This window comes from Thermostichus sp. MS-CIW-23 (genome assembly GCF_054059455.1).
Window position 1 is genome coordinate 1 of record NZ_JBSSCC010000025.1, and the last position, 22,275, is coordinate 22,275.

Here is a 22,275-nt window from a genome sequence, read left to right on the forward strand (position 1 = left end):
CTCCGTCCCGCTAACGCGAATGGAAACAAACAGAATGCTATCGCTGCATAGTTGAACAGTGATGTTCAGCAGTGTTCAGCGTAAATGTATCAGGGACTTCCCTTAGGGCCAATCCTGAACGCAAACCACCTGCTGGGTTTGGGCAGATCGCTCGGCTGCCTCGGCCACCGCCAGGGCGTGGAGCATGTTTTCAGTATGGATATAGAGGGGTCTGCCGTGGCGCAGGTGATCCAGCACCATGCGGGTGTCTTGCTCGAACAGGCCGTGGCGGGATCCCGTCTCTAGAGGGTGGGCGCTGCCGGGCCGCAGCAACGTTGCCTCTTCGCCGTTGATCAATAGGCCCCCCCGTTGACCGTGGAACTCCAGTAGCCGCTGCGAGCACCACAGGGAATCCCCCTTGCCATAGGTCAACACCGCCAGCAACCCACTGGCAAAACTCAGCTGGGCTGTGCAGTAGCAACTGCTGTAGCGGTGGGGCAGATCCGGCCCGTCGTAGCGCAGTTGGCAGCTCACCCGTTCTACCCTGCCCAACAAGTCCACCAAGCGGTGGATGCGAGAAACGGCCCCCATGAGGGGGAAGCCAAACAACTCAGGCCGATAGGTCCAGCGATCGGGAGCGGGGTGGGTGGCGGTGAGAGTGATGTAGCGAACGGCAAACAGCTTGCCCAACCCTTCCAGCTCTTGTTTCAGCAACCGGTGAACGCCGCTAATTAGCTCGATGTGTTCGACGTGCAGCAGCACTTGCCGCTCGGCTGCCAATTGCACCAAAGAACGTGCTTCGGCAGCGCTCAAGGCGAGGGGATATTCCACGACGGTGTGGATCCCTGCCTCCAGAGCAGCACGGGCAATGGCGGCATGATCCCGATTGATGGTGCTGACAAAAACCAGATCCAGCCGCTGCTCGCCCAACAGAGAAGACCAGTCCGAATAGGCGACGGCCCCCAACTCGGCGGCAAAAGCATCGCTCCGGTCGGGAGCTCGACCGGCAACAGCGACAATCTGCACTTGCCCATCTTTGCGCAAGGCCTCGGCCCGTGAGCGAGCTGCGTAGCCGGTGCCGATGATCCCCACCCGCAAGGTTTGTTCCCTCCCCTAGCCTGCCTCTGTCTGTAGCATCACACAGGAGGGATCCTTTGTACCACCCGGCAATCCGGATCTCGCTCCGCCTAGGTTTGCCGGAAAACTCCTGCTGCACCCTTTGATTTTGTGCCTACCTCACAGAGCTGTTCGCCGGTGGGGATCCCATGGGCGTTAGGAAGAAGCTGCTGCTTCAACCTCTTGGGGTTGCGGCGAGGAAAGCGGAAAATGCCGCTCCAACAAAGCCGGGATCCCCTGGGGGGAAACGCCGCTATAACGAGCCTTGTCGGGCATAAACACCACATGGGGGCCCCGTTTGCAATCTTTCATGCAGCCCACCCCCTGCACGCAAATCGAACCAGAGTAGGCGGCCAAGTGGGCGTTCAGGGCTTGCATCACCGCTCCGGCCCCACGCCGATAACAGTCGGATTTCTGGCAGACCAGCACCTTACCTTTGATGTCTGTACCTTTGATATCTCCTTTGATATCTGTGATGTTTGGAGCAACCGGTTCGGAAGCTGCCTCAGCCCCAGAAGCCGAAGACATACCCCCCGCCCTCTCTCCGAGGGGAACCACCCGGTAAAGCACCCACTTCTCTCGCCCTTTGTGCGGATCCACCTCCCGCTCCCCACAGATCTGCACGGTGTCTCCAGGTTTGAGGGTGCGGTAGAGGGCAGAGCGCAGAGACTTGGGGATCTTGCCGGAAAAAATGTCAGCCCCAGCCTGCCAACGCAGGTACTTGAGCTTGCCATCCTTATCGGGAAGAAATCCCAAAAACTGGCCCTCCGACTCAAACGGGATTCCTTGCTTAGGGAACTTGCTCATCTTGACCCCCAGCCTCTGTGTTGAGCTGCCAACAAACCTCTAGGCCATCCAATAACTCCTGTCGCCGCGCTGTGTGCTGACGGATCACGCTGCGCACCTGTAGAACAGCCAACGGAGTACTCACCTCCACCCGCAGACGACCATCTCCCGTACAAACTGCCGGGATCCCCAATTCCACTAACCGCCGACCGATGCGCCAGCGCTCGCCCAGAGGAATGTTCAAGAGATAGCCGCGCTCAGAGTCCAGAAAGACGGGGTTCATGGCCGGGATCAGCACCTCAGAGTAAAGAAGAATAGTGAAGAGATGAAACAAATTCTCAATAGCCTTCCAAAAAAAAGCCAGAGGTCGGAAACCAGGCAGGCTCAAGCCCACCTGTGGACCTTCTGGCTAGGCTCTGCCGTTCATCAAGCCGAACACCAGGCTGTCGTTGGCCAGGAAGTGATGGAGATGGAAGGCGCGATCCTCTGTCTTCAACAGGATCTGCTCGTAGAGGTAGCGAGTGGCCCGATCCCCAAGGCTCTCCGCCTGGGCTGCCTGCCGCCGCAGCAGATCGATGATGGCCTGCTCTGCCGCCAGGTCGTTCATCAACATTTGCCGCGCCCCAAAAGCTCCATCCGGCTCAGGGGTAAAGCAGCAAAGCTGGGCCAAGGTGGCAAAGCTGGCTACCGGCACACCTCCCAGCCCTTCTAGGCGTTCTCCCAGGTCGTGGACATGCTCCCTCGCCTGCTCGTAGTGATCTTTGAAGAGTTGGTGCAGCGGATAGAACTCAGTGCCTTCTACCACAAAGTGATGCTTCTGGTACTGCAAGTACAGCCCCTGGAAGCTGGCCAGCAGGGCGTTCATCCCCTCGCAAACCGGCTGGGTTATCTCAGTGCCAAGCAAGACAGAATTGTCGCGCACGCTGTTGAAAGACTGGCGCAGGGTTGAAGTTTCGGACATAAAATTCTCCAGCACAAGTTAAAAGGAGCTGTGAATCCTAGAGCGCCCGCCACAACGGGCCTGGGATCCCTGGGTATTTGCCTCCAAGTCTAGCATAGTGCAGAAAATGGCTCTTGTGAATAACTCTCAATAAGCCCGTTGTTGCAGATCCCTTTGGAGTGGGATCAGGGCGCAGACAGATTGGCCCTTGGCTAGGTCAGTCTCCGGTATCGGAAGAAACTTGGCAGTAGGATCCGCCCTGAACTACCTTTGTGGGGCTATCGGCCTTAGGGGAAGAAGCAAGAAGCATGTCTCAGAAAAGCCCATCCTTCTTAGAGAAACTGACTGACCTAACCCGCCAAATTGTTGACCGTGCCCGAGGCATCCCAGAAGCTTCTGAATCTCTCGAGAAGCCAGAAGCCTTTAAGTCTTTCTGGAATTCGGTGTCTCAGATACTACAGAAGGACCTCCCAGAGGCGCAGACAGAGTTGGGCCACTGCAACATCCTGGTCATTGGCAAAAACGGGGTGGGCAAGAGCACCTTGGTCAATGCAGTGTTTAGAGATGAGCTGGCCCGTACCGGTGTTGGCAGCCCCGTCACCCGCCACATTCGTCAGTATTCCAAGCCAGGTTGCCCAATCACCATCTACGATACACCTGGCATGGAACTAGACGGTGAACAGAATCAGCAAGTTCGCCTGGAGGTTTCCCAGCTTATCGAGGAGCTGCGCTTTAAGGATCCTGAACATCACATCCATGTTGTTTGGTACTGCCTCCACCACGAACTGAAGCGGTTGGAGGAAGTTGAACGCAAATGGCTAAAGGAGTTGGAACTCAAAGACGTTCCCGTCATCTTGGTCTTAACCCAATGCTTGGAATATCCCAATCCTGAAGAGAGCGAGTTTTTCCGGTATTTGCAGCATCAAAATTTGCCTGTCCGCTACATTGTTCCCGTTTTGGCCCGCAACAAGGCGATTAACCGGCAAATTACCATTCCTGCCCACGGGCTGGAGCACCTAATTGGCTGCACGCTAGAGCTTTTGCCGGAAGTGGCTCGCCTTGCCTTTATCCGCCAGCAATTGCTGCGGGTGGATCTCAAAGCCGAGGCTGCCTTTAAGTACGTATCAGGCTATGTGGCCAGTGCAGCGTTTATCGGGGCAGTGCCCCTTCCCTTTGCAGATGCCCCTCTGTTGGTTACAGCCCAAGCAGGCATGATTGCCAATATCAGCTTTATTTTTGGCTTCGAGGCTTCCCCTTCTTTTTACTACTCTTTGATAGCCGCTTTGGCAGGCACTACAATTACAACAGCAATCGGGCGAACGATTGTGTCCAACTTGCTGAAGATGATTCCCGGCCCGGGGATTGTAGGCAGCGCTATCCAATCCACTACGGCAGCCACCCTCACTCTCTCTCTGGGCCTGGCCTATATCGAGCTGATGAAGGCCATCGCCCGCGCCAAAATCCAAGGGATCCAGCTATCTCCAGAAGAGATGAAAGATATCTTTATACGCGAGTACCAAAGTTATGTTGCCTCGGGATCCAAAACTCTGAAAGATGACTTTTCATCCTAGCTTTTGCGTAGGTACTGAATCTAGGGCAGGGGAAGGTCGTGGGGTCTCAAACCCAAAGGTGCCATCGACCAGGTAGAGGGGGCGGCCTTTCACTTCTTCAAAAACGCGGCCTAAATACTCGCCAATCACGCCCAAGCTGATCAGCTGGATCCCGCCCAAAAACAAGATCATCACCGCTAAAGAGGCATAGCCAGGTACATCGGAGCCAAAGAGCAAGGTGCGGATGATGAGAAAAAGGCCATACAAAAAGGCTGGAACCGAGATCGCCAACCCTATGTAGCTCCACACCCGCAACGGCCAAGAGCTAAAAGAGGTGATGCCTTCTATGGCTAGGTTCCACAGCCGCCAGTAGTTCCACTGGGTTTTGCCGCGAAAGCGGGGGGCGCGATCGTAAAAAATGGCCGTTTGCCGGTAGCCCACCCAGGCAAAGATCCCTTTCATAAAGCGGGTGCGCTCTCGCAGCTGTTTAACTGCCTCCACCACCTGCCGATCCAGCAGTCGAAAATCCCCCGTATTGCGCGGGATCCGCACCTGGCTGAGTTGATCAATCAACCAATAGAAGCCGTTGGCTGTAAAGCGTTTTAGCCAGCTCTCCCCGCGGCGGCTGCGGCGCACCGCATAAACCACCTGATAGCCCTGCCGCCACTGCTGCAGCATCTCCGGGATCAGCTCCGGCGGATCTTGCAAGTCGGCATCGATGGGAACAACAGCTCGACCAGAGGCGTGATCGAGGCCGGCAGTAAGGGCGATCTCCTTGCCATAGCAACGGGAAAGGTTCACCACTTTGATACGGGGATCCCGACGATGGAAGGCAATGAGCTTTTCCAGCGTGTTGTCTTGGCTGCCATCGTTGACGCAGATAATCTCGTAGGGGATCCCCAGCGGCTCCAAGGTAAGTTGCAGGCGTTCGAACAGGTGTTCCAGGTTGTCCGCCTCATTTTTGCAGGGGACAACAACCGATAATTCAACCAACTCAACCGGGGGCTCAGACAACATCGAGAGGTGTCAGAATCGGGATCCCGTAGTTGGCCATCATTGTGCCATCAGGGGGTGGCCGACATCTCCGCCACAATCGAGCGCAGCTCGTCTTCCGAGATGCGGTAGACCTCGTTGCAGAATTGGCAAACCGCTTCTGCCCCCTTGTCGGTGTGGATCATATCGAGCAACTCGTCCCGCCCCAGCATGCGCAGGGCCCCCTTCACTCGGTCGGAATTGCACTTGCAGTAGAAGCGGATGGTGCGCATTTCCGGCGCAATTTTCAGATCCAAGTCGCCCAGGCAGATTTGCAACAGCTCCCGCAAGCCGCCGCCGCAAGCCAACATCGGGCTAAACTCTTCCACTTTGGCCAAACGGGCTTCCATCTCCGGAATCAGACTGGCCGGCGCCCCTGGCATCAGTTGCAACAACACTCCGCCGGCGGCGCGTACCCGCTGTGAGTCGAGATTTACTCCCAGAAGGACTGCCGAGGGAATCTGCTCTGAGGAGGAGAGGTAGTAGGTGATGTCGTCTCCCACCTCTCCCGAAACCAGCTCCACCGCGCTGGTGTAAGGCTGGCCATACCCCAGATCCCGCAGCACATGGAGGTAGCCATAGCGCCCAACGGCTTGGCCCACATCCAACTTGCTCTCGGCAGTGAGAGGAAGCTCAATGGCGGGGTTGCTCACATACCCGCGTACCGTGCCATCCAAGCCGGCATCTACCCAGATGTTGCCCAAGGGGCCATTTCCTTTCAGTTGCAGGTTAATCCGCGCCTGGCGTCGCTTCAAGTTGGCCGCCAGCAACAGGGCTGCGCTCATGGCCCGCCCCAGAGCCACCGTCGCGACATAGGAGAGCTTGTGCCGCTCCCTTGCCTCTTGTACCGCCTGGGTGGCCACCAAGCCCACCACCCGAATTTTGCCTTCTGCCGCCGTGGCCCGGATGAGGTGATCCGGCAGAGATGAGGGCGTACCCTCAGAAATACCTTTCGCTCGCTTCAATCGTTCTGACCCAGAGGCATCCGTCATCGCAACCTCAACGCATGTCTTAAACCAAGCCTGCAGGGATCCCCTGGCAACTCAGCCTTCATTCTAAGTGAGTCTAAGTGAGATTGTAGCCCCTCTCTTGCCGGACTTTGGGGAGGGAACTGCCCTGTCGGGGCGGGAATGGGACTGTCCCTTTTCTGGGAGAGATTTTAAGAAGTGTGAAGATCTGAGATGGCAGACGGCAAGCATATCGGAAAATAGCTTGCGGGTATGCTCGTCATACTCTTTAAAAAATCGACTTGAGGATGGATATCCATGAGTGTTGTTACGAAATCGATTGTGAACGCGGACGCGGAGGCCCGCTACCTCAGCCCGGGGGAACTGGATCGGATCAAGTCCTTTGTTGCCTCGGGTGAGAAGCGGTTGCGCATTGCTCAAGTCTTAACCGAGTCTCGTGAGCGCATCGTCAAACAAGCTGCCGACCAACTCTTCCAGAAGCGCCCTGACATTGTCTCTCCGGGGGGCAATGCCTACGGGGAAGAGATGACGGCGACTTGCCTGCGGGATATGGACTACTACCTGCGCCTGATCACCTATGGTGTCATTGCCGGCGATGTCACCCCAATCGAAGAGATCGGCCTGGTGGGTGTCCGCGAGATGTACAACTCCCTGGGCACACCCATTCCGGCGGTGGCCGAGAGCATTCGTCAAATGAAGCAGGTGGCCATGGGTCTGCTCTCTCCTGACGATGCGGCTGAAGCCGGCTACTACTTCGACTTTGTGGTGGGGGCAATGAGCTAATCCCTCATTGTTTTTGCCGCACAACCTTTTGCTGTTCACCGATTTGGATTTAGGAAGCTCATCATGCAAGACGCAATTACTGCTGTAATCAACAGCTACGATGTTCAAGGCAAGTATCTGGACAGCTCGGCCATGGAGAAGTTGAAAGCCTTCTTCGCCACAGGCGAGCTGCGGGTGCGGGCGGCTGCCACCATCGCGGCCAATGCCTCCACCATCGTCAAGGATGCTGCTGCCAAGGCGTTGCTGTACTCTGATCTCACCCGTCCTGGCGGCAACATGTACACCACCCGTCGCTATGCTGCCTGCATCCGCGACATGGACTACTACCTGCGCTACGCCACCTACGCCATGCTGGCCGGGGATCCCTCCATTCTGGACGAGCGGGTGCTGAACGGGCTCAAGGAGACCTACAATTCCCTGGGAGTGCCCATTGGGGCAACCATCCAGGCCATCCAAGCCATGAAAGAGGTAACTGCCGCTCTGGTGGGTGCTGAGGCCGGCAAGGAAATGGGGGTGTACTTCGATTACATCTGCTCTGGCCTGAGCTAACTCCCGGCGTCATTGCCTCAGGGGAGGTGCATTCTTCAACGAGCACGGCGGGCGATTTGCCACAGGGATCTGGTGTGCTAGCTGAAGTACGCGAGCTTTCTGGGGTGAGTCGCCTGTTTTGCTGGTCAAGATAGCCCATTTTGTTGTTGAGCGGGGATCCCATATCATGCGCATGTTCAAGATCACGGCCTGTGTGCCCAGCCAAACCCGAATTCGCACCCAGCGGGAGCTGCAAAATACCTACTTCACCAAGCTGGTGCCCTATGAGAACTGGTTTCGGGAACAGCAGCGCATCCAGAAATCGGGTGGCCGCATCCTGAAGGTGGAGCTGGCCACGGGTAAGCCTGGGATGGACGTAGGACTGCTGTAGTTCCCCTATTCGTTCGTTGCTTTCCCTCGGATACTGAGAAATAGCCCTCTGCAGATCCGGTATGCCCAGCTCTGGAAGCTCTGTTCTTGGGGTTGGGGTAGCGGATCTGGCCGTTTTGTAGGGGTGGGGGTAGATGTTGCCTGATGTGCCGACCCGGTTGGAGCCAATCATCGCTGCCCACAACCTGAGCAAGGTTTACCCGGTGGCCGTCAAGGATCCCGGAGTGGTTGGCACCCTGCGCCACTTTTTTCGTCGCACCTATCGCTACATCCCGGCGGTGCAGTCCGTGAGCTTTCAAGTTCAGCCGGGGGAGATGGTGGGATTTTTGGGGCCCAACGGGGCGGGCAAGACCACTACCCTCAAGATGTTGACCGGTTTAATCTATCCGTCCGGCGGCACGGTGCAAGTGGTGGGTCATGTGCCTTACCGCCGGGAGCCGGCGTTTTTGCGGCAGATCACCCTGGTGATGGGGCAGAAGCAGCAGCTCATTTGGGATCTGCCGGCAATGGACTCTTTGCGCATCAACGCTGCCGTTTACGAGATCCCTGAGAAGGAGTTTCGGGAGCGGGTGGGGGAGCTGGCGGAGCTGCTCGACCTAGAAAGCAAGCTGAAGCAACCAGTGCGCAAGCTTTCCTTGGGGGAGCGGATGAAGGCGGAGCTGTTGGCGGCTCTGTTGCACCGCCCGCAGATCTTGTTTTTGGACGAGCCCACCTTGGGGTTGGATGTCAACGCCCAGGCCGGCGTGCGGCAATTTCTGCGGGATTACAACCGCCGCTATGGAGCAACGGTGCTGTTGACCAGCCATTACATGGCCGATATTACTGCGCTGTGCCAACGGGTGCTGGTCATCAACGCGGGGCAGCTCATGTACGATGGCGACCTCGAGGCATTGCTGGAGCGCTTTGCCCCCTACCGAGAGGTGAGGTTGAAATTGGCTCGCCCTTGCCCTGTTGCCCAACTGCAGCTCTATGGAGAGGTGCGCACGGACGGGGATCCGGGCAGCTGTGAGGCGCGGCTGTGGGTGCAGCGGGAGCAGCTCACCCAAACGGTGGCCAAGCTCTTGGCAGAGCTGGATGTGCTGGATCTAACGGTAACCGACCCGCCCATCGAGGAAGTGATCGGGCGGGTGTTTGCGGATGGGATCCCTTCGGCCAGCCCATAGGGTCATTTGCAACAGGGTTAGGTTGAGCGTGGGCTCCCTTCTTCCCCAAGAGGAGAGGGGCTGGGGGTGAGGGTCAGCAGCGAAGGATCCCAGCTTTGTTGGAAACGACTGGGATTCCCTAACCCTTCCCTCAGATCTTCTGGGCAGCAGCCTCGCGCTGGTCAGCCGTCGAGCGTGCCGCGTGCAGCGCAGAGTAGAGCTTGTTGAGGGCATTCATGTAGGCTTGGGCCGAAGCGACGATGATGTCGGTGTTGGCGGCATGGCCGGAAAAGATGCGGTCTTCGTGGCGCAGGCGGATGGTGACTTCCCCAATGGCGTCGATGCCAGCGGTAACCGATTGGACGGAAAACTCGATCAGCTTGTTGGGGATATTGACGATGCGGTTGATGGCCTTGTACACCGCATCCACCGGGCCTGTGCCCACAGCAGCGTCCACCCGCTCTTCTCCTTCCGGGGTTACCAGCCGCACCGTGGCAGTGGGAGCCTCTCGATTGCCACACACCACTTGGACATGCTCCAGGCGGTAGAGTTCGGGCACCGGGCGAGTTTCGTCGTTAACAATCGCTTCCAGATCCAGGTCGGAGATTTCTTTTTTCTTGTCAGCCAGCTCTTTGAAGCGCAAGAAGGCCTTGTTCAGATCCTGCTCCGACAGCTCGAACCCCAGTTCTTTGAGGCGGGTGCGAAAGGCGTTGCGGCCCGAGTGCTTGCCCAACACCAAGGTGCTCGATTGCAGGCCGATGGTCTGGGCATCCATGATCTCATAGGTCTGGCGGTTCTTCAACATGCCGTCCTGGTGGATGCCAGATTCGTGGGCAAAGGCGTTGGAGCCGACGATAGCCTTGTTGGGCTGCACCAACATGCCAGTGAGGTTGGAGACGAGGCGCGAGGTGCGATAGATCTCCTGAGTTTTGATGTGGGTGAGGGGCTTCTCGGAGTCCACCGGCAGGCCGAAGTAGGGGTTGAAGTAGCTGCGCCGCACATGCAGGGCCATCACCAACTCTTCCAGGGCTGTGTTGCCGGCCCGCTCACCAATGCCGTTGACCGTCACTTCCACCTGACGGGCGCCCTGCTTAATCGCTTCCAAGAAGTTGGCCACCGAGACGCCCAGATCGTCGTGGCCGTGCACAGAAAGGATCGCTTGCTTGATGTTGGGCACGTTCTCGCGGATGCCCTTGATCAGTTGGCCGAACTCCTCCGGCATGACGTAGCCGACGGTATCGGGGATGTTGATGGTTTTGGCCCCTGCCCGAATGGCCGCCTCGATGACCTGGTATAGGAACTCTGGGTCAGAGCGGGTGGCATCCATCATGGAAAACTCCACATCCTCCACGAAGGACTTGGCGTAGGCCACCATCTCTTCGGCAATTTGCAGCACCTCAGCGCGGGTTTTGCGCAACTGATACTTCAGGTGAATGTCGGAGGTGGAGATGAAGGTGTGGATGCGGGGCTTGGCAGCGGGCTTTAGGGCTGCAGCGGCTGCCTCAATGTCCGGCTTGAGGGCGCGGGCCAGGCTGCAAATCACAGGGCCATCGGGGGTTCCCACCTGCTCGGCCACCTTCTGCACGGCCTCGAAGTCACCAGGGCTGGCATAGGCAAATCCCGCCTCGATGATATCGACGCCCAGCCGGGCCAACTGCCGGGCAATGGCCAGCTTCTCTTCGGTGTTGAGGGTGGCGCCGGGGCACTGCTCCCCGTCTCGCAGGGTGGTGTCGAAAATGAGTACATGATCCAAAGCTTGGCCATCAAACCCGGCGACCGCGGCAGCATCCATAACGGTTACTGGGATAACGAAACACTACCTCATTATTCTGACATTAACTGGGACATTAACTGGCAGGGGTTCTAGCCTTGTTTGGGGAAGATTTGGGTGGGCTCTGTTGAGACGTCATTGGGCTTGGGTCTTGCAACCTTTCCCCTGGGATCCCCAGCGGCGGCAGGAGATGGGGGAAGGCAGATCCCGAAGGCGCAGGCGAGCAGTTGTTCATACTCTTTCTCATCCCTGAGAGGGCGTTCCCAGCGGCCTTCTGGGGTGGTCTCGATCCACTTAAAAGAGCCATTGGCGCGGGCGGTGAGGGTGACCCGTCCGGTCGGAGTGGCCAGGGTGCAAAGGCGCAGCCGGGTAAACATCGATTCTGGCGAAGTTTGGTGAAAGTGGCACATGGGCTCGAACTCCTGCAGGGAGCGTGGGATCCGATCCAGAAGAAACAGAGTTTTCCAGGTGCGATCCGGCTGTTCCTGCTGAATGAGCCAATAACGGCAAGCAGTGGGATCCCCTGGCCAAGGGGTGAGGCGGTAGCGTCCTTCAGCCTGGGCTTGAATCCCGGGATCCCCCAGCCGCAGCGGCTCGCGAAAGGCCTCCCCATACCCCACATCTGCCAGCCAGGCTGTATCGCCAATGTTCACCTGCACAGCCAAGTGGTCGCACTCAGGTCCAAAGCGGACATCGGACTCCGTCGGAGTAGCGCGAACGGCGCGGCTCACCTGTCCTGAGAGCAGGTGTACCGAAAACCCCATTCCCTGCAAGGCAGCGGCCAGCAGGCTGTTCAGCTCAAAGCAAAAGCCGCCCCGCCGCTCTCGGACGATTTTTTGGAACAAGAAATCCCGCTCCAGGCGAATGGCACGACCCCGATGAATGTCCAGATTTTCAAACGGCACCCGCAGCAGGTGGGCTAGGTGGATCTGGCGGAGGGCTTGCAGGGTGGGCTGGGTGGGGCCAACGTAGCCGATCCGATCCAAGTAGGCCCTGATTTGGGAGGGGGTCAGTGGCTCTAGCATCAGCACAGAAGCCGGTTGGCTGCCAAGCAAGCTTTTGGCCTACCCTAGCCTTGCCCCGGATCCCCGGCCAGAGCCAGAAGAACAGTTCACTGGAATCTGAAAGACGGCATCTTTTCCCCGGAGCCGATTTTTCTGTGGCTGTAGGGATCCCTGATGAGTAGGAGATGGGCAGAGGATTCTGGTGGACGGCCAGGCCCAAGCTTGCCCAAGATGGTTTACAAGACCGTCCAAAGCAGGTGGGAGCGCTACCGATGGCTGCTGCCCAAAATTTGCCCTCCGATGAGCTTTTTCCCATCACGCTGAAGCTCTTTGCCGTCTATCAAGAAGTGATCGGACAAACCGAGATGCGCCTGCAGGTGAGCCCTGGTACCACCGTCGGGCAACTGTGCGATCAACTGATCCAGCGCTACCCCAGCTTGTCTCCTTGGCGCTCCCAAACGCGCTTCGGTCTCAACCTCAATTTTGTAGCTGCCGACACTCCCCTATCGGCGGGAGACGAAGTCGTCCTGATCCCTCCGGTCAGCGGGGGCTGAAAAGGCACAGAAGGAGAATGCTACGATAGCGGCAAGAAAAAAAGAAGGCGAAGCGTTACATGGCAGAATACACTCGGTCGATTTCCTTTTATGGGCGGGAAATTGACATCAATATTGGGCTGATGGCCCCCCAGGCAGGGTGTGGGGTTTGGCTGACTTCGGGCGAAACCTCGATTTTGGTTACCGCCACACGGCAGCCAGGCCGGCCTGGCGTTGATTTTATGCCCCTGTTGGTGGATTACGAAGAGCGCCTCTACGCAGCGGGGCGGATCCCAGGGGGATATCTGCGGCGAGAAGGCCGGCCACCGGAACGGGCCACTTTGATCTCTCGCTTAATAGACCGACCCATTCGTCCGTTGTTCCCGGAATGGCTGCGGGATGATGTGCAGGTGGTGGCCACCACCCTCTCGGTGGACGATACGGTGCCGCCCGATGTGTTGTGTATTTTGGGAGCCTCGTTGGCCATTCACGGCGCTCGCATCCCCTTCAATGGCCCGGTGGCGGCGGTGCGGGTGGGCTTGGTCAAGGATGAATTTATCCTCAACCCCACTTATGCCGAAATTGAGGTGGGCGATCTGGATCTGGTGGTGGCCGGCTGTGCCGATGGCGTGATCATGGTGGAAGCCGGGGCCAACCAACTGCCGGAAAAGGACGTGGTGGAGGCCATCGAGTTTGGTTTCGAGGCCATTCAGGAGCTGCTCAAAGCCCAACAGCAAGTCCTGGCGGATCTCAACATCACCCCGGTAGAGCTGCCCCCTCCCCCCAAAAACGAGGAGCTGATTGCCTTTGTAGAAGAGCAGGCTCAGGAGGGCATTCGCTCCATTCTCAGGCAGTTTTTGGACAAGACCAGCCGGGAACAGCAACTGGAGGAGCTCAAGGCCAAGCTGGAGGCCCAAATCCAGGAACGGCCAGAGGGGGATCCCTTGCGGCTCTATCTTCTGGAAAACCCCAAAGAGTTGGACAACCAGTTCAAGGCTCTGCTCAAGAAGCTGATGCGCCAGCAGATCCTGCAAGAGGGGGTGCGGGTGGATGGACGCAAGCTGGACGAGGTGCGACCGGTCTCTTGCCGGGTGGGTTTGATCCCAAGGGTGCACGGCAGTGCCTTGTTCAATCGCGGCCTCACCCAAGTCCTTTCCATCACTACCCTCGGCACCCCCGGCGATGCCCAGGAGCTGGACGACTTGCACCCGGTGGATGAGAAGCGCTACATGCACCACTACAATTTTCCGGGCTTTTCAGTGGGAGAAACGCGGCCTTCACGCTCCCCGGGGCGGCGGGAGATCGGTCATGGGGCGCTGGCGGAGCGGGCCTTGGTGCCGGTGCTGCCCAAGGAAGAGGAGTTTCCCTATGTGGTGAGGGTGGTCTCGGAAGTGCTCTCCTCCAATGGTTCCACCTCGATGGGATCCGTCTGTGGCTCTACCCTTTCTCTGATGGATGCCGGGGTGCCGATCAAAGCGCCGGTCAGCGGGGTGGCCATGGGTCTTATCAAGGAGGGGGACGAGGTGCGCATCCTCACCGACATCCAGGGGATCGAGGACTTTCTGGGCGACATGGACTTCAAGGTGGCCGGTACGCGGGCGGGGATCACCGCTCTGCAAATGGACATGAAAATCACCGGCATCACCGTTGACGTGGTGGAACAGGCCATCCGGCAAGCCAAGGCCGGACGCGAGTTCATCCTCGACAAGATGCTGGAGACGATTGCTGCGCCTCGACCCCAGTTGGCCAAAACGGCTCCTCGTCTGCTCACGTTCAAGGTGGATCCGGAGGACATCGGCAAGATCATCGGCCCCGGTGGCAAGACCGTGCGCGGCATCACCGAAGCGACAGGGGCCAAGGTGGACATCAGCGACGACGGCACAATCACCGTGTCTTCCTCGGTGGGCGGCCAGGCGGAGGCGGCGCGGGCGATGATCGAAAATCTGGTGCGGCGGGTGGAAGAGGGGCAGGTGTATTTGGGCAAGGTGACCCGCATCATCCCCATCGGCGCTTTTGTGGAGTTTTTGCCCGGCAAAGAGGGCATGATCCACATTTCGCAACTGGCGGAGTACCGCGTCGGCAGGGTGGAAGACGAGGTGGCTGTGGAAGATGAGGTGGTGGTCAAGGTGCGCAGCATCGATCACAAAGGCCGCATCAACCTCACTCGCCTCGGCATTAGCCCTGAGGAAGCAGCGCGGGTGCGCAACCATCACCACTGAGGCTGCGGTTTTCCCCCAGCAACGGGGGGGCCAGGGATCCCCTCGACAGCCGCCGGCAGCGGCCAAAATGGCAGAGAAAACTCCATCGCGACAGCGGTGCGGAGCGCTTTTTAGCTGGCTCGCGTCTGCACTGCCGTTCGTGTGGTCGCGTCAGCGGTGCAAAGCCCTTTGCAATATGCCGGATCCCGTCCCTCCCTTTCTCGTTGGCCAAGGCTATACTTCTCCAGCTCGACTGTCCCCCTCCCGGCGGCGGCTGGGCTGGGCGTTGGCTTGGGGCTTGGGTTGGGCTGCTCTGCTTAACCTTTCCGCTCAGCATCCTTTGTTGGTGCGGATGGAGAGCGACGCCCAGGAGTGGCTGTACGCTTGGCGTGGCCCTCAGCAGCCTTCTCCCGAGGTGGTGATCGTCGGCATTGATGGTCGTATAGGACTCGATCGCGACAGCGGTGCGGAGCACGTTCCCGCTAACGGGAACAGCGGACAGGGGGAAAGCAATGGCCGCACCAGTGGTGCAGAGCACCTTGGCCAACATCAAGTTGACTTCCTTCTGGAACGGGCCAACTACGCCGGCCTGACGTTGCGTCTACTGGAAGAAGCTGAGGCCAGGGTGGTGGTGCTAAACCTGCCCAGCAGCTTTGTGGTACCTCAAAACCTGGGCAACGAGAACTTAGATGCCCCTCTGCGTCAGGTGGTGCAGCGCTACCCAGATCGCTTGGTCCTGGCCACCCGCAGCAGCGAGAGCTTTGGCCGCTCCGAGATTAACATCTACAACCATTTTCTGCCCTTCTCTTCTCTGCGGCTGGAGTACTTGGTGCCGCCAGAACATGTGCAGGGGGTGGTGCAATATCGGGTGGATAGGGCCGGGATCCTGCGCCAGGCCCAGCTGCGGGGGCTCTACCTGCGCCGCGACAGCCAAGAGGAGCAGATGTTCGCCTCGGTCGAGGCTCTGGCTTTTGCCAAATACGACCCGGAGCGGGCCAGCCGCTGGTTTCGAGAACGGGGTTTGCAGCCGATTCAATTCAACCCCCTCGGCTCCCAGCACGGGATCCCCATCATCCCCATCGAACGGGTTTGCCCTCCAGCTGTTCTCCAGGCAGGATCCGGGTCTGTTGCCCCGATGATCAACCCCAGCCAAGCCTGCCGCGGCCAAGAAGGGATCCCTCCCCTCGATCCCGAAGTTGCCGACCAATTGCGGGACAAAATTGTCCTGGTGGGTTTTGTGGGCGGCTACCCCGAAACCTTCCCAGTGCGGACTGCGGATGGATCCCAGATTGCGGCGGTGGAGCTGCAGGCGCAAGTCCTCTCCAGCCTGCTCACCGGGGAGGTCTACCAATCCGTGCCGGGGGGGGTGGCGGCTGCGGTGGTTTTGCTGCTGGGAGTGGGAACGGGACTGCTTTTGGTGCTTTATCGTCCCCCCCTACGTTCGCGTCAGCGGTGCGGAGCACTTTTGAGCCATTGGGGCTGGAAGCAACAGCAGTTTCTCCTGCGACCCATGGTAGGGCTTGCCGTTTACGAAGGGTGGGCTGTGGCCCAGTTTCTGCTGTGGCGTTGGGTTTGGCCTCTCGTCTTGCCGGCCCTGGCCAGTGGGCTAACGGGGGTGAGCCTGCTGCTCACTTTGGTCATTGTGGAGAATCAAGAACGGCTCTTGGCCCAGCAACAGGAACTGGAGCGCCTGCGCCGAGCCGAACAGGAGGCCGCCATTGACCAGGCTCGCAAGCTGCTCTACCGAGTAGCCACCGACATTCACGATCGCGAGCTGCAGGAGTTGAAGGTGGTGATGGACGACTTGGAGAGCTTGCAATGGCAGCAGCAGCAAGGCAGGTCGCCCGACCCCGCCGTCTACGATCACCTGCTCGAACAACTGGAGAGGATCGGACGCGGGATCCGGAATCAGCTCAACGATGTGCGCACCCTAGCCGCCAAGCTGCGCATCTCCCCCAGCTTGCGAGAGGGGTTGCATCGCGGCATCGAGATCTATCTGGACGAGCTGATCCAAGCGGGCAGCCTGACGCTGTCTGTGGAGCGCCAACTGCAACCTCTGCAGGAGCCCAACACCGGTGAGTGGTTTGATCAGCGAGAAGACATCTTGCGCTTTTTGCGGGAGGCCATCGGCAATGTCATCGCCCATGTACAACCCCCCAAAGGCAATGCTTCCTTTGTCAAGGTGTCGCTGGCCCAAACGGAGCGCCACTGCTGCCTTTCCGTGGTCAACGATGGTATCGAGTACGCTCCCGGCCTCAGCGGCGGCTACGGCAGCAAGGCCATGAACACCATCGCCCGCTATCTACCCAAGGGATCCTGGCATCGCACCCGCACCCCAGAAGGCCATACCCATGTCGAGCTGCACTGGGAGATGCCACTCTGAAAGACCTACACAGCACTGAACAGAACAGATTTTTGCTCAGCGCTGTTGCTTTCTTCCTGCTTCAGCAACCCTTGACTAGCGGTAGGTTTTAGACCTACCACCCCGCCAGAGGAGTCTCCACAGGCGTTAGCTTGTCGGGGTGTGGGGTTAGCTAAGCCCCGCACTGTACCCGTAGCGTCAGTGTCGGGATACAGATACCCCCACATGGTGTATGGTGAGAGTAGTTGCACAAAACGGCTTTTGCCGGAATCTGGTGCAGCTACGCGGTGGGACATCCCGTGTCTGCTCGCAGAGGGTTCTTGCGTAGGCTCCCCAATGAAGCGAGAAGCCCACACTGTACCCGTAGGGTCAGTGATGGGAGTATGTCACTTCCCCCAGAGCTTGGGGTACATTTCAAACGGTAGCTGGGGTCTAGAAACATAAACCTAACCACCCGCTCCCTGCACACTCGCACAACTGCCTAGCGTTTGCACATCAGGTTGTAGAGAATTGTGCAACAAAGTGAGGACTCCGTCCCACTATCGCGAACAGTCAATCGGCGATTAGAGACAGCCCTCTTCCTAGGAAGCGTTCTTTGGCTTATCGGCCCAGGGATTGCAGCCAGCCGAGCAGGGTGGTACCGGACAGAGCTTCAAACAGGATCAGGGCAACAAAGCCGATCATTGCCAAACGCCCGTTCAAGCGCTCTGCATATTCGGTGAAGCCCACGCGGGGGGTGCTGTCCACATACATTTCCGGCTCGATGGCGTAGTTGTTCAGCCGACCACCTTCTTCGACGACAACGGAGCGATATCGGGTCATAGGGTTCTCCTTGTGCTTTCTTCACCAGCGTAGCTCGCTTTGCATAGGATTGTAAAGTTTTATTTACAACGTTGTTGACGCCCAATGTTCCGAGCTGCCGGGCAGAGTTCAACCAGGCCAGGAACAGCCTGTAAGCAGGGTTGTGGCTCTTGTCCCAGTACAGGGGAGCTGATAATAGCAAGGGGACTGGAGGACAACCATGTCGGTGCTGGAACAGTTAAATATGCTGCTGGATGGCCAGCCGGTGGCCAGCTTGGCGGTGCTGGAGCAGGGATCCCCGGCGGTGTCGTTGGTGCCTTTTGTGGTGCAGCGGGATCCCTTGCGCTTTGCCATTGTCATCAGCGATCTTTCTGGCCACACCCAGGCTTTGCGGGCGGATCCCCGGGCCGCGCTACTCATCCACGAGCCGCCTACGCCAGGGGATCCCCGCAGTAACCACGCCCTGCCGCGGGTGATGGTGAGCGGAGAAGCCCAGTTTCTCAGCCGCGAGGAGGCGCAGGCGCAGGGGTTTGAGGCCCTTTATCGCGCCAAGTACGAGATTGCCGAGATGATCCTAAGTTTGGCGGATTTTCACTTCTGTCAGATCATCCCCAAAGCTGGCAGCTTCATCCAGGGGTTTGGCCAGGCATTCCGGCTGAGCGGCCCCAACCTGGATCAACTGGAGCACCTTGGTCGGGCGTAGATTATGAGAATTCCAAGGGCAGCCCGCGCCATCCTTGAGCCCAGGGAAGCTCTTGCTGCGCCGCTTCCTAGCTCCCCTCTTCTGGGGGGAGAGAATGGGGTCCTTTCTCAGGTTTTCGGGTGGGATCCCGGATCCAGTCCAACAGCAGCGGGTTGACCAGCTCGGGGGCTTCATCCTGGGGGCAATGGCCGACCCCCGGCAATGGGATGAACCCCACCACGCAAGGAAACTCTGCCAGGGCCCGCCCCAGAGCAATGGGTTCCCAGGGATCCGCTTCCCCCCACAAGATCAAGACGGGACAGGTGAGCTGAGGCAAGAGATCTTCAGCCAAAGGCCCCTGAGAGTAGCGCACAAAGGCCAAAAAGACCTCTGCCGCCCCCGGCTCCAAAGCGGGTTTGAGCAAAAGCTGGATCAGCTCCTCGGTAACCGCTTCTTTGCGCCCGTAGGCTTGGAGGAGGATATTGCGAATGGCCCTAGCCTGGGCCACCTGAGCAAAGAAGAAACGACCAAAGGGGGGCCACCCCAGCAGGGATTGCAGCAAAGGGGTAAACTGGCGGCGCAGCCAGGAGACCTGGCCCCGTTTCCGCTCGTGCAATAGCCGCAGCGAGGGATCCAACATCGCTACCCCTAAAACCTGGGCTGGATCCAGAACCGCCGCCTGCAAAGCCACAATGCAGCCAATCGAGTTGCCCACCAGATAGACTGGCTGGCCCACCACCTCTCGGACAAAGTCTGCCACCAGGGATCCCCAGGTCTCGAAGGTGTAGGGCAAAGGGGATCCCGGCAGAGGCTTGGCGGATCCCCCAAACCCCAACAAATCGACCGCATACACCTGACAGTGCTGCCCCAGCTCCGGCAAATTTTTCCGCCAATGGTCGCTGCTGGCCCCAAAGCCATGGATGAGCAACACGGCTGGGCCTGTGGATCCCGACTGTTGGTAGCGAATGGGCTGGTCACGCCAGAGCCAGCGATGCTCTGTGTTCGCGTTGGCGCTGCATGGCAACATGGGGGTGCAGTGTAGGTTTGAGTCAGCGTTGCGATCCTAACCGTTCGCGACAGCGGGACAAAGTCCTTGTGATCGGGGCAACTGAGAGTACTGGCGGAGGGTGGCCCCCTTCCACCCGTTGGCGCACTTGAATCGAGGAACAAGGATCGGCCTTCCTCTGAGTTGGGTGATCCCAAGGGGCACCACCAAGCGGCTACAACATCCCATCTCAAGCTTCCGGGAGAAAGTGGGGAATACTGGCAGTTGAGGGTTTTGCGGTGGGTCGGCTTTGGTTTGGCTAGTTGGCCTCAGCTTGTTTGGTAGCGCTTTTTGCCTCTTCTGGGGACAGTTGTTGGTGGGCAAGTTGCTGCTGCCGCTGTGGGGGGGATCCCCCCTGGTGTGGAATACCTGCCTGGCCTTTTTTCAGGCCACCCTGCTTTTGGGCTACCTGTGGGCAGATCGGCTGGGGCGCGGCCTCAATCCCAGGATGGGGGTGCTGATCCACGGGATCTTGCTGCTGGTCGGGCTGAGGCTTCTGCCCTTTCAGCTGGGGATCCCCGGCCAACCGGAAGGATGGTGGCCCCCTCTCGCTCTGTTGGCAAACTTGACTTTGGGAGCTGGGGTGCCGCTGTTTCTCCTGTCGGCGACGACGCCGTTGCTGCAACGGGGGTTGGCGGCAAGAGGGGTCGCGGGGCAACGGGAGGCTTTGGATCCCTATTTTCTCTATGTGGCCAGCAATGCCGGCAGCTTGGGCGGGCTGCTGGGGTACCCGCTGGTGTTGGAGCCTCGTCTGCCTTTGGCTTGGCAAACTCTCCTGTGGACGGGATCCTACGCGCTGGTGGCAGCCCTGGTGCTGCTGAGCGGGGTGGGTCTGCTGCTCAGTTGCAACGGCGTTGCCGAGCCACAAGAACGTGGGGCGGATTCCCAGGGATCCGGCGCTGCTCTGGGGAATTGGGCTGTTTCCTGGCGAGAGCGTTGGCGCTGGGCGGGGCTGGCTTTTTTGCCGGCGGGCCTGTTGGTGGCGGTCACCACTCTGTTGACCACCGACGTGGCGGCAGTGCCCCTGTTGTGGGCCATTCCTCTGGGGATCTATCTGCTGACACTCATGCTGGCTTTCGGGGGGATCCACCCCAATGAGTGGGTTTTGGGAACGACAGCTCTTCTGGCCTGCGGGGCGGTGGGGACACAGGTCTTGGGCTGGGTGAGGCCGGGTTTTTTGCTTTTGCCGCTGCATCTGACCACCTTTGGGCTGGTGAGCTGGGGCTGCCACAGCCGGTTGGCTTGCCGTCGCCCGCCGGTGGAGCAGTTGACGCAGTTTTACCTGTGGCTGGCTTTGGGGGGGAGCTTAGGGGGAATGTTCTCTGCCCTCTTGGCACCGCAGGTGTTTGAGACAGTGCTGGAATATCCCCTGTTGCTGGGGATGTCGCTGGCCGTGCTGGGGGCGCAGGGGGGGCGGGTGGGCCTGTGGCTGGGGCTGGGGCTGCTCCTGCCTTTGCTGCTGTTGCACTTTCAACCGCAGGCGTTGCTGCAGGTGGGCGCTGGGGTGGGTTTGGCGTTGGGCTGGGCGGTGCTGGCGCTGTTGGTGTCAGGGGAGAGCCGTTCACAGCAGCAGAGCGGAGCCCCTGGCTGGCAGGCCAAGGTCGGTTGGGTGGGAGCAATGGCGGGGTTGGTTGTGCTGCTGGGGCAACCCTGGCTGCAGCCGGGACTGCAGGTGATCCACAGCGAGCGCAGCGCCTTCGGCCTCAACCGGATCGTGGAATACCAAACTGAGCAGGGATCCTTTCGTGGCCTTCTGCACGGCACCACCCTACACGGCAGCCAAAACTTGGACCCGGAAAAAGCGCTGGAGCCGCTGACCTATTTTTCTCGGTCTGGGCCGGTTGGGCAGGTGTTTGCGGCGTTCAGAGCCCAGACTGTGGATCCCACGCCCGCCATTGCGGTGTTGGGGCTGGGGATCGGCACGTTGGCCGCCTATGCCGAGCCAGGGGATGAGTGGACGTTTTTCGAGTTGGATCCCACCGTGGTCGATTGGGCGAGCCGCTATTTTTCCTATCTCCGGTGGGCTCAGGCACGGGCGCGGGTGCAGGTCATCCTCGGTGATGCCCGGCTCAGCCTCAAGGGGATCCCAGAGGGCAGCTATGACCTGATGGTGATGGACGCCTTCAGCTCTGACGCAGTGCCGGTGCATTTGCTCACGCAAGAGGCTTTGGCCCTCTACCTCAGCAAGCTCAAGCCCCACGGCTGGCTGCTCTTCAACATCACCAACCGCCACCTCGACTTGGCCCCGGTGTTGGCCGGCCTGGCCGGATCCCTGCAGCTTCACGCTTGGCACCAAGACCACCGGGATCTCTCCCCTGAGCAACGCCAGGCGGGGCTGGCCCCTTCCCACTGGGTGCTGTTATCGCCGCGCGACGCTTCGACGACCGCCTCAGCAGGGCGGAGCCCTTTGGCCCAAAACTCTGGAGTCCTGCAGGAACTGGATCCCTGGCAGCCCCTTTTGCCCCAGGCCGGGGATCCCGTCTGGCGGGATGATTTTTCCAACCTGCTGCAGGTGATCCGTTGGCCTTGGATCCCTTTGCCGAGAGGTATTCAGATCCCCAGTTCTGGATAGGAATCCGGCTGCTATCGCTACGCGACCCTTCGGCAAACGTGTTAGCGTTGCGGAGCAGAAAAGTTAAGGAAATCTTTACAACTCGAAGTTGGT

General features: G+C 59.2%; 20 protein-coding genes. 10 read left to right on the forward strand and 10 right to left on the reverse strand.

Features of this window, described 5'->3' with window-relative positions; all coding sequences use genetic code 11:
* Positions 1 to 102 precede the first annotated feature (102 nt).
* The 4 genes from ACVW0B_RS09645 to dpsA all read right to left on the reverse strand — a co-directional run bounded on the left by ACVW0B_RS09645 (position 103) and on the right by dpsA (position 2,842).
* Complete coding sequence (locus ACVW0B_RS09645) at positions 103 to 1,077, reverse strand: Gfo/Idh/MocA family protein (protein ID WP_011433046.1); 975 nt, start codon at positions 1,075 to 1,077, stop codon at positions 103 to 105.
* Positions 1,078 to 1,251: 174 nt separating this feature from the next.
* The gene (locus ACVW0B_RS09650; protein ID WP_457491558.1) at positions 1,252 to 1,902 is read right to left on the reverse strand and encodes a (2Fe-2S) ferredoxin domain-containing protein; all 651 of its coding nucleotides are present in this window, start codon (positions 1,900 to 1,902) and stop codon (positions 1,252 to 1,254) included.
* Positions 1,886 to 2,164, reverse strand: a complete 279-nt coding sequence (locus tag ACVW0B_RS09655; RefSeq protein WP_414424268.1) for an Asr1405/Asl0597 family protein — start codon at positions 2,162 to 2,164, stop codon at positions 1,886 to 1,888. Before ACVW0B_RS09655 ends, ACVW0B_RS09650 begins: the two co-directional genes overlap by 17 nt.
* A gap of 126 nt (positions 2,165 to 2,290) precedes the next feature.
* Positions 2,291 to 2,842, reverse strand: a complete 552-nt coding sequence (gene dpsA, locus ACVW0B_RS09660) for a DNA starvation/stress protection protein DpsA (RefSeq protein ID WP_457491559.1) — start codon at positions 2,840 to 2,842, stop codon at positions 2,291 to 2,293.
* Positions 2,843 to 3,309: 467 nt separating this feature from the next.
* On the opposite strand from dpsA, the gene ACVW0B_RS09665 reads away from it, so the two are divergent.
* Complete coding sequence (locus ACVW0B_RS09665; protein WP_457491560.1) at positions 3,310 to 4,392, forward strand: YcjF family protein; 1,083 nt, start codon at positions 3,310 to 3,312, stop codon at positions 4,390 to 4,392.
* On the opposite strand, the gene ACVW0B_RS09670 is transcribed toward ACVW0B_RS09665, so the two are convergent.
* Both ACVW0B_RS09670 and hslO read right to left on the reverse strand, forming a co-directional pair.
* Positions 4,384 to 5,388 (reverse strand): glycosyltransferase family 2 protein, encoded by a 1,005-nt coding sequence (locus ACVW0B_RS09670; RefSeq protein WP_414349686.1) that lies wholly within the window; start codon positions 5,386 to 5,388, stop codon positions 4,384 to 4,386. The genes ACVW0B_RS09665 and ACVW0B_RS09670 overlap by 9 nt on opposite strands.
* A 47-nt stretch (positions 5,389 to 5,435) precedes the next feature.
* On the reverse strand, positions 5,436 to 6,326 hold the full coding sequence (gene hslO / locus ACVW0B_RS09675; RefSeq protein WP_414406715.1) for an Hsp33 family molecular chaperone HslO: 891 nt from the start codon (positions 6,324 to 6,326) through the stop codon (positions 5,436 to 5,438).
* 342 nt (positions 6,327 to 6,668) lie between these two features.
* On the opposite strand from hslO, the gene ACVW0B_RS09680 reads away from it, so the two are divergent.
* From ACVW0B_RS09680 to ACVW0B_RS09695, 4 genes are all read left to right on the forward strand, one after another.
* Positions 6,669 to 7,154: a globin family protein gene (locus ACVW0B_RS09680; RefSeq protein ID WP_414331342.1), complete on the forward strand. Its 486-nt coding sequence runs from the start codon at positions 6,669 to 6,671 to the stop codon at positions 7,152 to 7,154.
* Between the two features lie 63 nt (positions 7,155 to 7,217).
* Positions 7,218 to 7,703: an allophycocyanin subunit beta gene (gene apcB / locus ACVW0B_RS09685; RefSeq protein ID WP_011433054.1), complete on the forward strand. Its 486-nt coding sequence runs from the start codon at positions 7,218 to 7,220 to the stop codon at positions 7,701 to 7,703.
* Positions 7,704 to 7,869: 166 nt separating this feature from the next.
* Positions 7,870 to 8,073 (forward strand): phycobilisome linker polypeptide, encoded by a 204-nt coding sequence (locus ACVW0B_RS09690; protein WP_011433055.1) that lies wholly within the window; start codon positions 7,870 to 7,872, stop codon positions 8,071 to 8,073.
* 133 nt (positions 8,074 to 8,206) lie between these two features.
* Complete coding sequence (locus tag ACVW0B_RS09695; protein WP_457491561.1) at positions 8,207 to 9,235, forward strand: ABC transporter ATP-binding protein; 1,029 nt, start codon at positions 8,207 to 8,209, stop codon at positions 9,233 to 9,235.
* Between the two features lie 130 nt (positions 9,236 to 9,365).
* On the opposite strand, the gene ACVW0B_RS09700 is transcribed toward ACVW0B_RS09695, so the two are convergent.
* Complete coding sequence (locus ACVW0B_RS09700) at positions 9,366 to 11,006, reverse strand: 2-isopropylmalate synthase (RefSeq protein ID WP_414349687.1); 1,641 nt, start codon at positions 11,004 to 11,006, stop codon at positions 9,366 to 9,368.
* Between the two features lie 71 nt (positions 11,007 to 11,077).
* Complete coding sequence (locus ACVW0B_RS09705; protein ID WP_457491562.1) at positions 11,078 to 12,010, reverse strand: arylamine N-acetyltransferase family protein; 933 nt, start codon at positions 12,008 to 12,010, stop codon at positions 11,078 to 11,080.
* Positions 12,011 to 12,261: 251 nt separating this feature from the next.
* Between ACVW0B_RS09705 and ACVW0B_RS09710 the strand changes: the two genes are divergently transcribed.
* The 3 genes from ACVW0B_RS09710 (at position 12,262) to ACVW0B_RS09720 (ending at position 17,103) form a co-directional block, all read left to right on the forward strand.
* Complete coding sequence (locus ACVW0B_RS09710) at positions 12,262 to 12,543, forward strand: MoaD/ThiS family protein (RefSeq protein WP_457491563.1); 282 nt, start codon at positions 12,262 to 12,264, stop codon at positions 12,541 to 12,543.
* A gap of 59 nt (positions 12,544 to 12,602) precedes the next feature.
* Positions 12,603 to 14,741, forward strand: coding sequence for a polyribonucleotide nucleotidyltransferase (locus ACVW0B_RS09715; protein WP_457491564.1), 2,139 nt, complete (start codon positions 12,603 to 12,605; stop codon positions 14,739 to 14,741).
* A gap of 175 nt (positions 14,742 to 14,916) precedes the next feature.
* Positions 14,917 to 17,103, forward strand: a complete 2,187-nt coding sequence (locus ACVW0B_RS09720; protein ID WP_457491565.1) for a CHASE2 domain-containing protein — start codon at positions 14,917 to 14,919, stop codon at positions 17,101 to 17,103.
* Between the two features lie 579 nt (positions 17,104 to 17,682).
* On the opposite strand, the gene ACVW0B_RS09725 is transcribed toward ACVW0B_RS09720, so the two are convergent.
* Positions 17,683 to 17,904, reverse strand: coding sequence for a high light inducible protein (locus ACVW0B_RS09725; protein ID WP_414349692.1), 222 nt, complete (start codon positions 17,902 to 17,904; stop codon positions 17,683 to 17,685).
* Between the two features lie 199 nt (positions 17,905 to 18,103).
* On the opposite strand from ACVW0B_RS09725, the gene ACVW0B_RS09730 reads away from it, so the two are divergent.
* Positions 18,104 to 18,586, forward strand: coding sequence for a pyridoxamine 5'-phosphate oxidase family protein (locus ACVW0B_RS09730; protein WP_457491566.1), 483 nt, complete (start codon positions 18,104 to 18,106; stop codon positions 18,584 to 18,586).
* A gap of 67 nt (positions 18,587 to 18,653) precedes the next feature.
* On the opposite strand, the gene ACVW0B_RS09735 is transcribed toward ACVW0B_RS09730, so the two are convergent.
* The gene (locus ACVW0B_RS09735) at positions 18,654 to 19,592 is read right to left on the reverse strand and encodes an alpha/beta fold hydrolase (RefSeq protein ID WP_457491567.1); all 939 of its coding nucleotides are present in this window, start codon (positions 19,590 to 19,592) and stop codon (positions 18,654 to 18,656) included.
* Between the two features lie 268 nt (positions 19,593 to 19,860).
* Between ACVW0B_RS09735 and ACVW0B_RS09740 the strand changes: the two genes are divergently transcribed.
* Positions 19,861 to 22,182: a fused MFS/spermidine synthase gene (locus ACVW0B_RS09740; RefSeq protein WP_457491568.1), complete on the forward strand. Its 2,322-nt coding sequence runs from the start codon at positions 19,861 to 19,863 to the stop codon at positions 22,180 to 22,182.
* The last annotated feature ends 93 nt before the right edge of the window (positions 22,183 to 22,275 follow it).

Excerpts from the sequence above, each read along its gene's own strand:
- ACVW0B_RS09650 (WP_457491558.1), bottom strand. The coding sequence starts at position 1,902 with ATGAGCAAGTTCCCTAAGCAAGGAATCCCGTTTGAGTCGGAGGGCCAG.
- ACVW0B_RS09655 (WP_414424268.1), bottom strand. The coding sequence starts at position 2,164 with ATGAACCCCGTCTTTCTGGACTCTGAGCGCGGCTATCTCTTGAACATT.
- dpsA (WP_457491559.1), bottom strand. The coding sequence starts at position 2,842 with ATGTCCGAAACTTCAACCCTGCGCCAGTCTTTCAACAGCGTGCGCGAC.
- ACVW0B_RS09670 (WP_414349686.1), bottom strand. The coding sequence starts at position 5,388 with ATGTTGTCTGAGCCCCCGGTTGAGTTGGTTGAATTATCGGTTGTTGTC.
- ACVW0B_RS09680 (WP_414331342.1), top strand. The coding sequence starts at position 6,669 with ATGAGTGTTGTTACGAAATCGATTGTGAACGCGGACGCGGAGGCCCGC.
- apcB (WP_011433054.1), top strand. The coding sequence starts at position 7,218 with ATGCAAGACGCAATTACTGCTGTAATCAACAGCTACGATGTTCAAGGC.
- ACVW0B_RS09690 (WP_011433055.1), top strand. The coding sequence starts at position 7,870 with ATGCGCATGTTCAAGATCACGGCCTGTGTGCCCAGCCAAACCCGAATT.
- ACVW0B_RS09695 (WP_457491561.1), top strand. The coding sequence starts at position 8,207 with ATGTTGCCTGATGTGCCGACCCGGTTGGAGCCAATCATCGCTGCCCAC.
- ACVW0B_RS09700 (WP_414349687.1), bottom strand. The coding sequence starts at position 11,006 with ATGGATGCTGCCGCGGTCGCCGGGTTTGATGGCCAAGCTTTGGATCAT.
- ACVW0B_RS09705 (WP_457491562.1), bottom strand. The coding sequence starts at position 12,010 with ATGCTAGAGCCACTGACCCCCTCCCAAATCAGGGCCTACTTGGATCGG.
- ACVW0B_RS09710 (WP_457491563.1), top strand. The coding sequence starts at position 12,262 with ATGGCTGCTGCCCAAAATTTGCCCTCCGATGAGCTTTTTCCCATCACG.
- ACVW0B_RS09715 (WP_457491564.1), top strand. The coding sequence starts at position 12,603 with ATGGCAGAATACACTCGGTCGATTTCCTTTTATGGGCGGGAAATTGAC.
- ACVW0B_RS09720 (WP_457491565.1), top strand. The coding sequence starts at position 14,917 with ATGCCGGATCCCGTCCCTCCCTTTCTCGTTGGCCAAGGCTATACTTCT.
- ACVW0B_RS09725 (WP_414349692.1), bottom strand. The coding sequence starts at position 17,904 with ATGACCCGATATCGCTCCGTTGTCGTCGAAGAAGGTGGTCGGCTGAAC.
- ACVW0B_RS09730 (WP_457491566.1), top strand. The coding sequence starts at position 18,104 with ATGTCGGTGCTGGAACAGTTAAATATGCTGCTGGATGGCCAGCCGGTG.
- ACVW0B_RS09735 (WP_457491567.1), bottom strand. The coding sequence starts at position 19,592 with ATGTTGCCATGCAGCGCCAACGCGAACACAGAGCATCGCTGGCTCTGG.